Source organism: Bacillus timonensis (assembly GCF_000285535.1).
GTDB classification, from domain to species: domain Bacteria; phylum Bacillota; class Bacilli; order Bacillales; family Bacillaceae_L; genus Ferdinandcohnia; species Ferdinandcohnia timonensis.
Map to the genome: position 1 here is coordinate 1 of NZ_CAET01000108.1, position 291 is coordinate 291.

Annotated in this window: 1 pseudogene; it reads left to right on the forward strand. The window is 35.1% G+C overall.

Features of this window, described 5'->3' with window-relative positions:
• Positions 1-61: 61 nt before the first annotated feature.
• Positions 62-291 (forward strand): annotated as a pseudogene (locus BTHG_RS27185) (carbohydrate ABC transporter permease); the annotation flags it as partial.

Consider the following 291-nt stretch of genomic DNA (forward strand, 5'->3'; position numbering starts at 1 on the left):
CCAAGGCACTCTTTTTTTTGCAAAATAAAAAGCTTAGCCACTTAAGTAGCTAAGCCCATTTATGAACGTCCAATTTCTTTATTCTTGTTTTGTACCTTGTGCTTTAAGCAACATCTCTTCAGTATTAGGAGTGGCGGTCATTATTCTATTTTCTTCAATGGCAGCATATGCTTTAAATCGTCGCAAAGGAAAAGTCAGTGGTCTGGTTTTCTTCCTTTTTATCGCAGCTATGTTAATTCCATTTCAATCAGTTATGATTCCTTTGGTATCATTATTTGGTAAAATGGACTT